At 30.6% G+C, this 14,956-nt stretch carries 16 protein-coding genes and 1 tRNA gene; 9 read left to right on the forward strand and 8 right to left on the reverse strand.

The window, feature by feature from the left end; translation table 11 throughout:
- Nucleotides 1-8 precede the first annotated feature (8 nt).
- The 7 genes from Lupro_RS06740 (at nt 9) to Lupro_RS06770 (ending at nt 4,177) form a co-directional block, all read left to right on the forward strand.
- Complete coding sequence (locus tag Lupro_RS06740) at nt 9-650, forward strand: DUF3347 domain-containing protein (protein WP_068207725.1); 642 nt, start codon at nt 9-11, stop codon at nt 648-650.
- Complete coding sequence (locus Lupro_RS06745; RefSeq protein WP_068207728.1) at nt 651-1,103, forward strand: heme-binding domain-containing protein; 453 nt, start codon at nt 651-653, stop codon at nt 1,101-1,103.
- 38 nt (nt 1,104-1,141) lie between these two features.
- Entirely contained in the window at nt 1,142-1,663 is a 522-nt protein-coding gene (locus Lupro_RS06750; protein ID WP_068207732.1) for a nuclear transport factor 2 family protein, read from the forward strand.
- Between the two features lie 78 nt (nt 1,664-1,741).
- On the forward strand, nt 1,742-2,161 hold the full coding sequence (locus Lupro_RS06755; RefSeq protein WP_068207736.1) for an HYC_CC_PP family protein: 420 nt from the start codon (nt 1,742-1,744) through the stop codon (nt 2,159-2,161).
- Nucleotides 2,162-2,309: 148 nt separating this feature from the next.
- Nucleotides 2,310-2,705 carry a c-type cytochrome gene (locus Lupro_RS06760; RefSeq protein WP_068207738.1) on the forward strand — a complete coding sequence of 132 codons (396 nt, stop codon included), beginning with the start codon at nt 2,310-2,312 and terminating at the stop codon, nt 2,703-2,705.
- Nucleotides 2,706-2,720: 15 nt separating this feature from the next.
- The gene (locus Lupro_RS06765; protein ID WP_068207741.1) at nt 2,721-3,881 is read left to right on the forward strand and encodes a porin family protein; all 1,161 of its coding nucleotides are present in this window, start codon (nt 2,721-2,723) and stop codon (nt 3,879-3,881) included.
- A gap of 17 nt (nt 3,882-3,898) precedes the next feature.
- Nucleotides 3,899-4,177, forward strand: coding sequence for a c-type cytochrome (locus Lupro_RS06770; RefSeq protein WP_144439116.1), 279 nt, complete (start codon nt 3,899-3,901; stop codon nt 4,175-4,177).
- A gap of 97 nt (nt 4,178-4,274) precedes the next feature.
- On the opposite strand, the gene leuB is transcribed toward Lupro_RS06770, so the two are convergent.
- From leuB to Lupro_RS06805, 7 genes are all read right to left on the reverse strand, one after another.
- Nucleotides 4,275-5,333 carry a 3-isopropylmalate dehydrogenase gene (leuB, locus tag Lupro_RS06775; protein WP_068207744.1) on the reverse strand — a complete coding sequence of 353 codons (1,059 nt, stop codon included), beginning with the start codon at nt 5,331-5,333 and terminating at the stop codon, nt 4,275-4,277.
- A gap of 153 nt (nt 5,334-5,486) precedes the next feature.
- Nucleotides 5,487-7,004, reverse strand: coding sequence for an alpha-isopropylmalate synthase regulatory domain-containing protein (locus Lupro_RS06780; RefSeq protein ID WP_068207747.1), 1,518 nt, complete (start codon nt 7,002-7,004; stop codon nt 5,487-5,489).
- A 25-nt stretch (nt 7,005-7,029) separates the two neighbouring features.
- Nucleotides 7,030-7,626, reverse strand: coding sequence for a 3-isopropylmalate dehydratase small subunit (leuD, locus tag Lupro_RS06785; RefSeq protein WP_068207750.1), 597 nt, complete (start codon nt 7,624-7,626; stop codon nt 7,030-7,032).
- An 18-nt stretch (nt 7,627-7,644) separates the two neighbouring features.
- The gene (gene leuC, locus Lupro_RS06790) at nt 7,645-9,039 is read right to left on the reverse strand and encodes a 3-isopropylmalate dehydratase large subunit (RefSeq protein WP_068211504.1); all 1,395 of its coding nucleotides are present in this window, start codon (nt 9,037-9,039) and stop codon (nt 7,645-7,647) included.
- 254 nt (nt 9,040-9,293) lie between these two features.
- On the reverse strand, nt 9,294-10,250 hold the full coding sequence (locus Lupro_RS06795) for a carbon-nitrogen hydrolase family protein (protein WP_068207753.1): 957 nt from the start codon (nt 10,248-10,250) through the stop codon (nt 9,294-9,296).
- A gap of 26 nt (nt 10,251-10,276) precedes the next feature.
- Nucleotides 10,277-11,680 (reverse strand): M61 family metallopeptidase, encoded by a 1,404-nt coding sequence (locus tag Lupro_RS06800; RefSeq protein WP_068207756.1) that lies wholly within the window; start codon nt 11,678-11,680, stop codon nt 10,277-10,279.
- A 224-nt stretch (nt 11,681-11,904) separates the two neighbouring features.
- A tRNA-Met gene (locus tag Lupro_RS06805) sits at nt 11,905-11,977 on the reverse strand.
- Nucleotides 11,978-12,074: 97 nt separating this feature from the next.
- On the opposite strand from Lupro_RS06805, the gene era reads away from it, so the two are divergent.
- Entirely contained in the window at nt 12,075-12,956 is an 882-nt protein-coding gene (gene era, locus Lupro_RS06810; protein ID WP_068207764.1) for a GTPase Era, read from the forward strand.
- A gap of 28 nt (nt 12,957-12,984) precedes the next feature.
- Here the strand turns inward: era and Lupro_RS06815 are convergent, their stop codons facing one another.
- Nucleotides 12,985-13,488, reverse strand: a complete 504-nt coding sequence (locus tag Lupro_RS06815) for an ABC transporter ATP-binding protein (RefSeq protein WP_068207767.1) — start codon at nt 13,486-13,488, stop codon at nt 12,985-12,987.
- 121 nt (nt 13,489-13,609) lie between these two features.
- Between Lupro_RS06815 and der the strand changes: the two genes are divergently transcribed.
- A complete protein-coding gene (der, locus tag Lupro_RS06820; protein WP_068207771.1) occupies nt 13,610-14,911 on the forward strand; it encodes a ribosome biogenesis GTPase Der in 1,302 nt (433 codons plus the stop codon).
- Nucleotides 14,912-14,956: the final 45 nt, after the last annotated feature.

Consider the following 14,956-nt stretch of genomic DNA (forward strand, 5'->3'; position numbering starts at 1 on the left):
CAAAACAAATGAAAAAATCAATTTATGTATTAGCGTTAATTACAATACTTTTTAGTGCTTGTAAAAACGACAAAAAACAAGCAGAATCTAACAGTATGCAATCGTCAGAAATGAACATGAAAGAGGCTGACGGTCATGACCATGACGACCATGACCATGATGCAACAATGGGCGAAAATTCTTCAAAGGAAGAACGAAATATTGATGCAACTACTCAAAAAAATAGCGCTACATCAGCTATTATTGACAGCTATTTACAAATTAAAAATGCATTGGTAGAAGACAGTAAAGAAGGTGCTGCCAAAGGTGGAGCAATGATGCTTACTGCTTTTACAGATTTTGATATGTCGCAACTAAACGACTCTCAACATAAAGAGTATATGGAAATTTTAGAAGATGCAAAAGAACAAGCTGAACATATTGTTAAAAGCCCTATTGATCATCAAAGAGAACATTTTGAAAATTTAAGTATAGATGTTAATGATTTAATTGCATTGTTGGGAACAGACAAAACATTATACCAAAGTAAATGCCCAATGGCTGGAGAAGGGAAAGGCGCTATTTGGCTTAGTGAATATAAAGAAATTAAAAATCCGTTTTTTGGTAGTAAAATGATTTCATGCGGAAGTGTGCAAAAGCAAATTAACTAAATGAAAAAACTAAAAAAATTATTTATTTTCTTATTAATTGTGTTTGTGGGTATACAATTTATACCCACAAAACGCAATCAGAGCACTGAAGTTTTAGAAACAGATTTTTCTAAAACTTTTGCTGTTCCAACCAACATCCAAAATATGTTTGAAAAATCATGTTATGATTGCCATAGTAATAATACAAATTACCCTTGGTACAATAAAATTCAACCCATAAGTTGGCTATTAGAAAACCATATAAAAGAAGGTAAAAAAGAATTTAATTTTAGTGAATTTGGTGCTTACTCTAAGCGAAAACAAAAAAATAAATTAAAATCTCTTGCCAGTCAAATTAGAGATAATGAGATGCCTATGCAATCTTATACTTTAATTCACCGTGATGCCAAACTATCTGACAATGATAAAGAGCAAATTATAGTTTGGATAAACAAATTAAGGGACAGTTTGTGATAAATTTAGAATTAAAAAAATATAAAAACTAATTAAAAATGAATACTTTAAAAACAATTATAACATTAATTATAGTTGCAATACTTTTTACGAATTGCACAAATAATAAAACTACTGACAGCAAGAGAGTTCAAACAGTTGATATTCCTGCTGAAAAACAAGCTGTATTTACAGTATTAAAAAATTATAAAGATGCCATACAAAATTTAAATGTAGAAGGAACTTTAGATCTTTTCTCAAAAGATTCAGAGGTTTATGAATCCGGAGGTTCAGAAGGTAGTTATTCTAATTATTTAGGACATCATTTAGGCCCAGAACTAGATTATTTCAATAGCTTTATTTTTTCTGACTATAAAGTTAATGCTATTATAGACTTACCCTATGCATTTACAACTGAAACATACATTTACACAATAGATTTAAAGGCAAATGAAAAAAAAGGGAGAGAATCCCGCATAATAAATAAAAAAGGCGTTGCAACCTCTATTTTAAAGAAAACAAATGGCGTTTGGAAAATTATTAAAACCCATTCTTCGTCAAGAGCCAATAAGAACCATTAAATACAGTGATATTTGTCATAAATTTAAAATAAAAATGATTTAATTTTACAGCATTACAAATAATTGAATAACAACAAGTTGAAAGACATAAAAAATAAAATAAAAGCCGTTTTTTTAGCAATTATTGTATTGTTTTCATCATCATTTGTCATAATTGATGAGCATTTTTGTGGTGATGAATTACAAGATTTCTCAATACTTGGGAAAGCAGACACTTGTAGTATGGCTATGTCAACTTGTGAATTTAAAAATAAACTTAATTTAATTTCCGAAGACAACTGTTGTTCCAATGTTCAAAAAATAAAGGCAGGCAGTATTTTTGCAAATAGCCCTTTATCAGGCATTAATTTTCAACAATTTATAGCGACACCAAATATCAATCTCAATTTATATAGCCTATATTTAAATTTAACTAAGAATACTCTTCATTTTAAGGATTATTCCCCTCCTTTAATTGTAAAAAATATTCTAGTTTTTATCGAATGCTTCCGCATTTGATTTCTCTCTCTAAAGTGTCTTCATTTAAACAACAAACTTAGACGCACTTTAACCTCAACTTCAGGACCTTTTTTTATATTAATTTAATTGAATTTACTTCATTTAAATTACTTATAAAATAATACTAATAAAAATAAAATTATATAAAATGAAAGTAATAACAAAAATAGCATTCGTTGTTTTAATAGTCACATTTTCAATAAATGTACAAGCTCAAAAAAGTAGTTGGGTAGCTCCTAAAAACGCAGATGCAATTGAAAATCCTTTAAAAGGAAATACAGATGCTATTAAAAAAGCTAAAAAATTATACGTAAGTATGTGTGTAATTTGTCATGGAAACAAAGGTAAAGGTGATGGTATTGCTGGAGCAGCTTTAAGTCCAAAACCTGCAAATTTCACCTCGAAAAAAGTACAAGCACAAACTGATGGTGCAATATTTTGGAAATTAACAAATGGAAAAACACCAATGGCTGCTTACAAAGATATATTATCTGAAGAGCAACGTTGGCAATTGGTTAATTATATAAGAACATTTAAAAAATAACTAAACAAAAAAATAATGAAAAAACTAATTTTAGTAATCTTTTTAGGACTTATTGGATTTGGAGTAAAAGCTCAAGTAAACGACTTCAAATCTAGTAAAACCCAATTTATGATTCGTGGTTATGGCCATATGGGCTATGAAAACGTTACCATAAATGGAGACAAGGAAACAACTTATAATGGTGGGACTTTTGCACCAATATTTCTATTTAAACACTCAGATCGCTTAATGGTTGAAGCAGAGTTAGAATTTCAAATTAATGAAGGATCTTTAGAAGTAGGTTTTGAGTATGCCAATATTATGTATATTTTAAATGATTATATGACCATAAGAGGTGGTAAATTTTTATTGCCTTTTGGTACATTTATGGAACGTTTACACCCTAGTTGGGTTAATAGAATGCCTACTAAACCTTTAGGTTTTGGACATGATGGTATTGCCCCAAGTTCTGGTGTTGGAGTTGAATTAAGAGGAGCCTTTAGAGTTGGAACATCTACTATTAATTATTCTGTTTACAATACAAACGGCCCAGGAATTAAGACTCCAGATGGTGTAGAACCAGGTGAAGCTGGTATGTTAGCTTTTAATAACCTTATAGATAATAACAACAGCCGTGCATTTGGTGGACGTTTAGGAATACTCCCTTTTGCTAATAATTCAACTGAATTTGGGGTCTCTTTTTATACTACAGATAAAGCAGGAGATACTGGTAGTATTTATGAAAATTTAGGAGCTAACTTATTTGCACTTGATTTTTCATTTGTAAAACAATTAGCTGGTTTAGGTGGAATTGTAGATGTTAAATCACAATACAATAAATCAAAAGTTGATAATATGATTTATACTGTTGAAGAAACTCCAGGTGAGTTTGAGAACTTGAATTTTGATAATAACAGTAATTCATTTTATGCTCAATTATCATATAGACCAACCATGTCTGGTAGTGAATTTATTAGCAAACTTGAATTTGTAACTCGTTATTCTACTTTAAGAACTCCGGAAGGTGCAGGATGGGAAGTCAATAAAAAAGAATATTCTTTTGGATTAAACTATTGGATTAGCTGGAGATCTCTTATTAAATTAAATTATCAAAGTATTACTGGTGAAGGAGGTCATGATACTCTTGGTGATTTTGATCAAAAAGGTCTTTACTTACATTGGGCAATAGGATTATAATTAAAAAACATACAATAATGAAAACATACAAAACATTTGGAATAGCTACTGTTGTAATAGGAATTTTAACAGTATTTATGCTTGAATCTTGTTCAACTGAACAAGTAACAGCATACAAAAACAAATCAGGAGCCCAACTTTGGGGAGAAAATTGCATTAGATGTCATAATACGCCATCTCCAGCTGCTTATAATGATACCGATTGGTCAACTATTGGCTTACATATGAGAGTTAGAGCAAATTTGAGTAAAGAGCAATCTGAAAAGATATTTGATTTTATTAAATCTGCAAACTAATATTTGAATAGTATGTTGCTTTATAAGCAATACAATTATAACAAAAAACAGTGAAAACATCTTCACTGTTTTTTGTTATAAAAATACTATCAACTCTTTATAAGTTTAAAACTAACCAGTCTCCTACTTCACTAGTCTTGTACGCTTTATTTTTTCCTGATAAATCTTCTGTAACAACACCTTCAGCTAGTGATTTATTTACAACATTTCTAATACTTTCTGCTTCCTGCTTTAGTCCAAAAGCATCTTCAAACATCATTGCTGCAGATAATATTGTTGCTAACGGGTTAGCAATGTTTTTACCAGCAGCTTGTGGATATGAACCGTGAATTGGTTCGTACAAAGATGTTTTTTCTCCAACAGATGCAGAAGGCATTAACCCCATTGAACCCGATATTACAGAAGCCTCATCAGTTAAAATATCTCCAAATAAGTTTTCAGTAATTAACACATCATAAGAATTTGGCCATTGTACCAAACGCATTGCAACTGCATCAACAAATTCGTAAGAAACTTCTACTTCTGGGTAATCTTTTTCCATAGCTTGAACAGTTTCTCGCCACAACCTTGAAGTTTCTAAAACATTTGCTTTATCAACACAGCATAATTTTTTAGAACGTGTCATCGCCAATTCAAATCCTTTTTTAGCCAAACGAATCACTTCTTCTCTAGTGTAGGTACAAGTATCAAAAGCCGTTTCTCCTCCATCTTTTCTTCCTTTTTCTCCAAAATAAATACCGCCCGTTAATTCTCTTAAAAATACCAAATCAGTACCTTCAATACGTTCTCTTTTTAGTGGCGAATTGTCTATTAATGACGGAAAAGTAAATGTTGGACGTACATTGGCAAATAAGCCTAATTTTTTACGCATTTTTAATAAACCTTGTTCTGGACGTACTTTTGCAGAAGGATCATTATCATACTTAGGATGCCCAATTGCTCCAAATAAAATAGCATCAGCATTGATACAAATTTTATGAGTTTCATCTGGGTAAGGTTCTCCAACAGCATCAATGGCTGCAGCTCCTGTTAACGCAGGTATCCATTTTATTTCATGACCATGCTTTACTGCAACTGCATCACATACTTTTACCGCTTGGTTTATTACCTCTGGACCTATTCCATCTCCAGCTAAAAGTGCTATATTTAATTTCATTTTTATTTATTTAATATTCTTAAAATAGTGAAATTCTTTAAAATGTAAAATTTTTATGCTTTCTAAAGAAGTCGAGAAATCTAAAACATTTCGACTGCGCTCAATGTAAAATTTAAGGTTCAATCATAGGTTAAAGATAGTTTCATTCTTCTTTTATATGTTTAACATTTTTTTTGTGGCTTTAATTGCTGATACTGTTTGATCTGAATCTAAGCCTCTTGTAATAAATTGCTTTTCATTTGTTTTCCAAGTAATTATTGTTTCACACAAAGCGTCCGAATTACTTCCTGGGGGAATTCTCACCGCATAATCAACTAGTTTTGGCAATACCATGTTTTTCTTAGTATATAACTTATTTAATGCATTCATAAAAGCATCAAACTGCCCATCACCTTGTGCATGCTCTTCATATAATTCTCCATCAATTTTAACAGCAACGGTGGTAGATGGTTTTAAGCCTTTTGAATGAGTAAGCACATACGATTCAATGGTAATTCTTTCTTCATACAAATTATTGTGTAATACATCTGAAATAATATATGGTAAATCTTCTTTGGTTACCAATTCTTTTTTATCGCCCAATTCAATAATTCGCTGGGTAACTTTTTTCAAATCTTCATTATTCAATGCTAAACCCAATTCTTGCAAATTTTTTTCAATATTCGCTTTTCCTGAAGTTTTTCCTAAAGCATATTTGCGTTTTCTCCCAAAACGATTAGGCATTAAATCGTTAAAATAAAGGTTATTCTTATTATCACCATCGGCATGTATACCTGCTGTTTGCGTAAAAACATTTTCTCCAACAATTGGTTTATTTACAGGTATTCTAAATCCTGAAAAAGTTTCAATTAACTTACTAACAGAATACAGTGCAGTTTCTTTTACAGAAATTTCAACCTCATTTTTAAAAAAATCATTTACAACAGCAACTACACTAGCTAACGGAGCATTTCCTGCTCTTTCTCCCATACCGTTAACTGTTAAGTGTAATCCTTTTGCTCCTGCTTTTATTCCCTCCATCACATTTGCCACACCTAAATCATAATCGTTATGAGCGTGAAAATCAAAATGTATATTTGGGTATTTCGTTGTTATTTTTGAAAAATATTTATAGGTTTCTGAAGGTGTTAAAATTCCTAAAGTATCTGGCAACAATATTCTGGCAACTGATTGTTTAGTTAAAAAATCTAAAAATTGAAATACATAATCTTCTGAATTTCGCATTCCATTACTCCAGTCTTCTAAATATACATTGGAAACAATACCTTCTTTTTTAGCAAGTTCAATAGTTTCTTTTATTTCAGAAAAATGTTGCTCAGGTGTTTTTTTTAGTTGATGTGTCAAATGATTTAAGGAGCCTTTTGTTAGCAAATTTTGAACTGTTGCTCCTGCTCTTTTCATCCAATTTATAGATTGTCCTTTATCTACAAAAGTTAAAATTTCAATCTTATCTAAGTGGTCATGCGTTTTTGCCCATTTTGTAATATTTTTAACGGCTTCAAATTCACCCTCTGAAACTCTTGCTGAAGCAATTTCAATTCTATCAACGTGTAATTCTTCTATCAAAAGCTTTGCTATTGTTAACTTTTCAGGTGCTGAAAATGACACTCCAGAGGTTTGTTCTCCATCGCGAAGTGTAGTATCCATTATTTCAATTTTTCTTTTTTTCATGTAAATCGTGAAATTTAATTTTCACCTAAAAGGGCCTCGTTTTTTCAAAATCTTTAATTTCTTCTTTCATTTTTGTTAAATAATCTATATCGTCATAGCCATTTAACATATTTTGTTTCTTATAGTCATTTATTTCAAACAATTCATTTTCTCCACTATCTAGCAGTGTAATTGTTTGGTTTGGTAGATTTACTTCAATTTCAGTAGCTGGATTAATCTCAACTGCTTTAAATATTTTATTTAAAAATGCTGGGCTTACCTGAACTGGCAGTACACCAATATTTAAACAATTTCCTCTAAAAATATCTGCAAAAAAACTAGAAACAACACATCTAAAACCGTAATCATAAACTGCCCAAGCTGCATGTTCTCTTGACGATCCAGAACCAAAGTTTTTCCCTCCTATTAAAATTTTTCCTTTGTAAATTGGGTTATTCAGTACAAAATCTTCTTTTAATGTATTATCTGGGTTATACCTCCAATCTCTAAACAGATTATCTCCAAATCCCTTTCGTTCCGTTGCTTTTAAGAAGCGTGCTGGAATTATTTGGTCTGTATCAACATTTTCAATTGGCAATGGAACCGCTGTACTTTTTAATATTTCAAATTTATCGTAAGCCATTTTCTTTTGTTTTTAAAATTATAAAAGTGTTCTTGGATCTGTTACAACTCCTGTTACAGCCGTTGCCGCAGCAACTAAAGGACTGGCTAACAATGTTCTTGACCCAGGCCCTTGTCTGCCTTCAAAATTTCTATTTGAAGTACTCACGGCTAATTTACCAGCAGGAACTTTGTCATCATTCATAGCTAAACAAGCTGAACATCCAGGTTGCCTTAACTCAAATCCTGCTTCTGTAATAATTGCCAACAATCCTTCTTCTTTAATTTTAGTTTCAACAATATGAGATCCAGGAACTAACCAGGCGGTAATATTTGTGGCTTTTTTTCTCCCCTTTACAATAGAAGCAAAAGCTCTAAAATCTTCAATTCTACCATTTGTGCAACTCCCTAAGAAAACATAATCTACCTTTTTACCTATCATAGTATCACCTTCTTCAAACCCCATATAATTTAAGGATTTTTTATAAGTAATAGCACCACCTTCAACTTCTTCAGCATTTGGAATAGTATTTGAAATACCTGTTCCCATACCTGGATTTGTTCCATAAGTAATCATAGGTTCTATTTCATTTGCACTAAACGTTAATTCTTTATCAAACACCGCATCTACATCTGTTTTTAATGTTTTCCAGTACTTCATTGCTAAATTCCAATCTTCGCCTTTTGGTGTATACAAACGTCCTTTAATGTACTCGTATGTTTTTTCATCTGGAGCAATAATACCTCCTCTAGCACCCATTTCAATACTTAAATTGCAAACTGTCATACGTCCTTCCATTGTCATATTTTTAAATACTTCACCTGCATATTCAACAAAGTATCCTGTGGCTCCTGAAGTTGTTAATTTGGAAATAATAAATAACGCAACATCTTTTGGCGTAACTGCCAAACCAAGATTACCATCAATGTTTATGCGCATTTTTTTTGGCTTTGGCTGCATAATACATTGAGAGGAAAGTACCATTTCTACTTCTGAAGTTCCAATACCAAATGCAATAGCGCCAAAAGCGCCATGTGTAGACGTATGAGAATCTCCACAAACAATTGTTGCTCCTGGGAGCGTAATACCATTTTCTGGACCTATAACATGTACAATACCATTATTTTGATGCCCTAAGCCCCAGTGAGGTATACCCCATTCAGCTGAATTTTCTTCTAATGCTTTTAGTTGATTAGAAGATAAAGGATCCTCAACTGGTAAATGTTGATTTATAGTTGGTGTATTATGGTCTGCTGTTGCAAACGTTTTATTAGGATATAATACCGTGTTATTTCTACTTTTTAATCCTAAAAATGCTACCGGACTTGTAACTTCATGAATTAAATGTCTATCAATAAAAAATACATCTGGCCCATTTTTTATTTTACGAACTACATGAGAATCCCAAACTTTGTCAAATAATGTTGTACCCATTCTAATTATTTTTAAAACTTTAATAAAAATTAACATCTCAAAATTTTAATGCTAATTTAAGTTTGCAAGTTTACAAAATAATGAGAGTTTATTAGAGATAAAATACGAAAACGATTGAAATTTTATAGGTTTAGCACTATTTTTTAACAATGTTTGCGTTTTAACTTAAAAAACTAAACAAAATATGAATTATTTTAAATAGATATTTACTCAATTGCTTTTCTATTATTATTTAAATAAAGTCTATTTAATTATTATTCAATAATATCAATAACTGATTGTCTTTCTCTATTCACTATTAGTTTTGTTATATCTGGACGAGAGTAGTGCCCTACAGGATCAAAATTTTGTCGCTCTTCTAACACTCTATTAAAATCTATATCTTTTATAATTAATCCTTCCTTTCCTACAATTGGTTCAACAATCCATTCTCCATCAGGACCTGCAATACATGAACCTCCATTTGCTAATACTGTGGGAGCGTTTTTTAAAATTGTTTTTAAATGAGGTGTATTGTTTGGAAAATCTTCAACCTTCATTAAACTAGAAACAGATATTACAAATGATCGCGATTCTCTTGCTATAAATCTGGTGATATCTATTGTATTATAATCTGAACCCGGCCAAACAGCTATATGCAAATTTTCTCCTAAACCATAAAGTGCAGTTCGGGAAAGTGGCATCCAGTTTTCCCAACAATTTAAACCACCTACACAAAATTGTTTAAGATTATGAACTTGTAAACCATTACCATCTCCAGCAGCCCAAACCAATCTTTCTTCATAGGTAGGTTGTAATTTTCTGTGAACAGATTTAATTTTTCCTTTTGCATTAATGTACACCAAAGAACAATATAGGCTATGCCCTCCTCTATTTTTAGCTCGTTCTATAATTCCAAGATAAATTGCAATATTGTATTTTTTTGCTAATTCACAAATTTCATTTAATTCTCCTGCTTCAATTTGTATTGAATTTCTAATATAATGAGCATGTATTTCTTTTTGAATTGTAGAATTAAACTCTGACCCATTTGTTATTGAAACCCAAAAAGGATAACCTGGTAACAACCCTTCCCCAAAAATTACAAGTTCACAATTTCCTTTTCCTGCTTCGATAATAAATGATTTTATTTTTTCAATAGTTTTATCTTTATTTAACCATACAGGAGAAATTTGAGCCATTGCTATTCTTAATATATTTTTTTTATTCATATTATATTAAAGGTTTTTATTCGTCATTATTTGATAGGTTTTTGCCATTTCTCCCATATCTTAGAAACATCTACATTCACAGATTTTGATATTATAGGAGCTATTTCGTTATACTTATAAGCTCTTTTATTTATTTCCGTCCATTTTAGCAAGCCTAATATAGCATCTTTGAAAGATTTTTGTCCGTTTGTTTCCTTAAGAATTAAAACATCAATATCATGAGCTAAAAGTGCACCTCTTGAAAATAAATTTTGACCTATTCTAAAATCCATTGAATATTGGGTAGAACCTAACAATGATAATTCTTTTAATGATTTTTTCTTAATATAATCTGGCGCATTATCTATTATTTTATTAAAAAAAATAAGAATTTGCTTGTTATTTAAAACAGTATAGTATGAAATATACCAAATAAATCCTTCATTTAACCAAATAGTTTCTATTAGCGGAGCCGTTTGCCATTCAAACGGGCGATATCCTGTACCGTAAGAGCGTAACGGAACCCAAGAATGCGCTATATGGTGAACAACACTTCCTATTTTTGCATTTAGATTGTAATTTTTAATAGCTTTAGAAATATCAAAACTTGCTGTCATACTGTTTAAATGTTCCATAGAAAAGCCATAATCATGCCTCTTAGAAATAGGCTTTAAAAATTCATAACAAACTGTATAATGTGGCATAGGAACATATCCAAAATAGCTAGTTAATTTATTAAATGATTTTAAAACTCTTCTCCCAATTTCTTTGATGTTAATTTCTGTTTCGGCATATACAGCAACAAATAAGGGTATTTTTGCACTTGTTATTTGATAAACCTCAACACCTTCTCCCAATAAATATTGAGCATCTGCAAGTAATGCGTAATTTTCAATAGCATAAGAGTCTGTACCTTTTTTTCTTTCTTTTTGAGGGCGAAGAGTACTAAAAATGGGCCAATCTGGAGCTGTATTAATATCTAATACTATTTGTTTATCTTCCAAACCCTCAACAAAACCAAAAACTGAATATCCTAAGATTCCTAAATATTTTTTCCTTTTTTTAGAACTTGCATAAGAACCTAATAATGTTTTTTCCATTTTAACAATATCAACTTCATAAGTAATAGACGATATGTATAAATTTTTATCAGCTGAAAAAGTAAAATAAGAACCATCTCCTATATTTCCTTCTATATATTTTTTAGAACCCGTATACGCTTTAACATTATTAACAAAAGAAATGTAATTTGTAAGTTCATAAGTTCCTGGAGCGCTTCTAGGAATTATAAACTTAACAGTGTTAATACTTAAAGAATCAAAATGTATAGTTATAAAAACCTTTTCTAATTTTTCAATATGATTAAGTGTGTATTTTACGTTATTTTTATTTTGTCCAAATGCATACGTAAGGGAAATAAATAGAAAACACAAGTGTATTATTTTATTCATAATTAACCTATATAACAAACATCTTTTAATGTTTTTGCTTTAGTTAGAAGTAATTTATACTTTTTAAATTATTTTTCATGTATAAATGTACTGAAATTTTTAATGTAGAAATACAAGGTTGAATTTTTAACATACTAAAAAACGAATAGTTAACCTTTTTGGAAACAGAAATCAAAATATAGAATATAAAAAAACCTCATTTAAAAAAAATGAGGTTTTTTTAGTAGCGGGGACTGGACTCGAACCAGCGACCTTCGGGTTATGAGCCCGACGAGCTACCTACTGCTCTACCCCGCGATTTGGACTGCAAAGATACAACGTTTTTTCAAAAAACCAATAAGATTTTTTAAATTAAAAATATTAAAGAGTACCTTTGCAGCTTTAAACATTGAAAATGAAGCACAAAGCAGGTTTTGTTAATATTATTGGAAATCCAAACGTTGGTAAATCCACTTTAATGAATGCTTTTGTAGGTGAACGGCTCTCAATTATCACCTCAAAAGCACAAACTACTCGTCATAGAATTTTAGGAATTGTAAATGGCGATGATTTTCAAATATTATTCTCTGATACTCCAGGAATTATTAAACCCGCATATGAATTACAAGCTTCTATGATGGACTTTGTAAAATCTGCTTTTGAAGATGCCGACATACTAATTTATATGGTTGAAATTGGAGAAACCACCTTGAAAGATGAAAAACTTTTTAATAAAATTAAAAGTTCTAAAATCCCTGTTCTTCTTCTTATAAATAAAATTGACAAGTCTTCACAAAAGGAAGTAGAAGAAAAATTACAATATTGGAAAGAAAAAGTACCTAATGCTGAAATATTTTTAATATCTGCTCTAGAAAATTTTAATGTTGAAAACGTTTTTAACAGGATTATTGAAATTTTACCCGAGTCACCAGCATTTTACCCTAAAGATCAATTAACAGATAAACCAGAACGTTTTTTTGTAAATGAAGCTATTCGTGAAAAAATATTAATGCACTACAAAAAAGAGATTCCGTACGCCGTTGAGGTAGATACTGAAGAATTTTTTGAAACTGAAAAAATTATAAAAATACGTTCAGTAATTATGGTTGAGCGTGAAACTCAAAAAGGAATTATTATTGGTCACAAAGGTGCTGCTTTAAAACGCGTTGGCGTTGAAGCTCGTAAAGATTTACAAAAATTCTTTGATAAAAAAATTCATTTAGAATTATACGTTAAAGTAAATAAGAACTGGAGAAGTAATAAACGTCAATTAAGGAGATTTGGGTATAACGATTAGCAATATTATTTCACCTTTTACCTTACAACTACTTATTTAATGTTTTCATCATAAATTCATAAAGTTCATCCATTTGTTGGTGCCCTCTTTTTTTACCCAATTGTCCTAAAAAATACATTACAATCCATAAAATAGGCAAGGCAATCACTATAATTAATGCATTTGTGTAGTTACTTTTTAAAGTCCATTTTACATAAGCCATAATTGAAAACCCAATAAAGGCAACAGCAACAGCAAAATGAAAAAACATAAATAATGTCCAAACTTGTGGCTTAGGCCCAAACAAACCTTTAACAATTGTTTTATTTCCTTCAACCTTTGCAATTTCAATGTTAAGTTGTGGAGACCAAAAATGATTTTCACCAAAAGGGATATCAATTACAATATGCCCATCAATAATTTTACTGCAATATTTACAATTTGTATCTTTTAAATTATCTTCAAATTTTGAAATTAAACGTTGTTTAGTTTCATTAAAATTCATTTTAAATCTAGGGCGTAAATAAATATCCCTGTTTTTAAATTCGTTCATTCATTGATTTTTTTAGCAATGCAATATACTGTTTTTTAATAAATAGCTAATTTAGAAGCAATCATATTCCGTTTTCCAAATTAAAATTACGTAATTTTGCAAAAAATTTAAAAATACTCAAATGAGTAATATTGTAGCCATTGTAGGAAGACCAAATGTTGGTAAATCAACTTTATTTAATCGTTTAGTACAACGTAGAGAAGCTATTGTTGATTCTGTTAGCGGTGTTACGCGAGATAGGCATTATGGAAAAAGTGATTGGAATGGGAAAGAGTTTTCAGTAATTGATACTGGAGGTTATACTATTGGATCTAATGATATTTTTGAAGAAGAAATAAGAAAACAGGTGCAATTAGCCATTGAAGAATCTGATATTATTGTATTTGTTGTTGATGTTGAAGAAGGAATTACCCCAATGGATACTGAGGTTGCTAACATTTTACGAAAAGTAAAAAAACCCGTTTTAATGGCGGTAAATAAAGTTGACAATTCAATGCGAGTTAATGACGCCCTTGAATTTTACAACCTTGGATTAGGTGAATATTATACAATTTCATCTATTAATGGTAGTGGAACTGGAGAACTTTTAGATGCCTTAACTGAAAAATTAGAAGGTGAAGTTATTGCTGAAAATGAACTTCCTCGTTTTGCGGTAGTTGGCCGTCCAAATGCCGGAAAATCTTCATTTATCAATGCTTTAATAGGTGAAGATAGAAATATTGTAACTGACATTGCCGGAACAACACGAGATTCTATTGATACTAAATACAACCGTTTTGGCTTTGAGTTTAATTTAATTGATACTGCTGGAATTCGCAAAAAATCTAAAGTAAAAGAAGACTTAGAGTTTTATTCAGTAATGAGAGCTGTTAGAGCAATTGAGAATTGTGATGTAGCTATTGTGGTTGTAGATGCCACTCGTGATTTTGAAGGGCAAGATGAAAATATATTTTGGTTAGCTGAAAAAAATAAAAAAGGCGTTATTATTTTAGTAAATAAATGGGATTTGATTGAAAAAGAAACCAATACTATGCGTGATTTTGAAGCCAAAATCAGAAGAGAAATAGCTCCTTTTACCGATGTTCCAATTTTATTTATTAGTGCTTTAACCAAACAGCGTATTTACAAAGCTATTGAAACTGCTGTTGACGTTTTTAAAAACAGAAAGAAACGAATTCCAACAAGCAAATTGAATGACACAATGTTGGAAATTGTGAAACATAATGGCCCTCCAGCAATTAAAGGGAAATTTGTTAAAATTAAGTATTGTATGCAATTGCCTACTCCAACACCTCAATTTGTGTTTTTTTGTAATCTCCCTCAGTATGTAAAAGATCCGTACAAACGTTTTGTTGAAAATAAATTACGTGAAAATTTTGACTTTCATGGCGTTCCAATTGTTATTTATTTTAGACAAAAATAACCCAATTAGAACAGTGTTTTGTTTCGGTTTATTTATTAGGTTTTT

It is taken from the genome of Lutibacter profundi, from assembly GCF_001543325.1.
Classification (GTDB): domain Bacteria; phylum Bacteroidota; class Bacteroidia; order Flavobacteriales; family Flavobacteriaceae; genus Lutibacter; species Lutibacter profundi.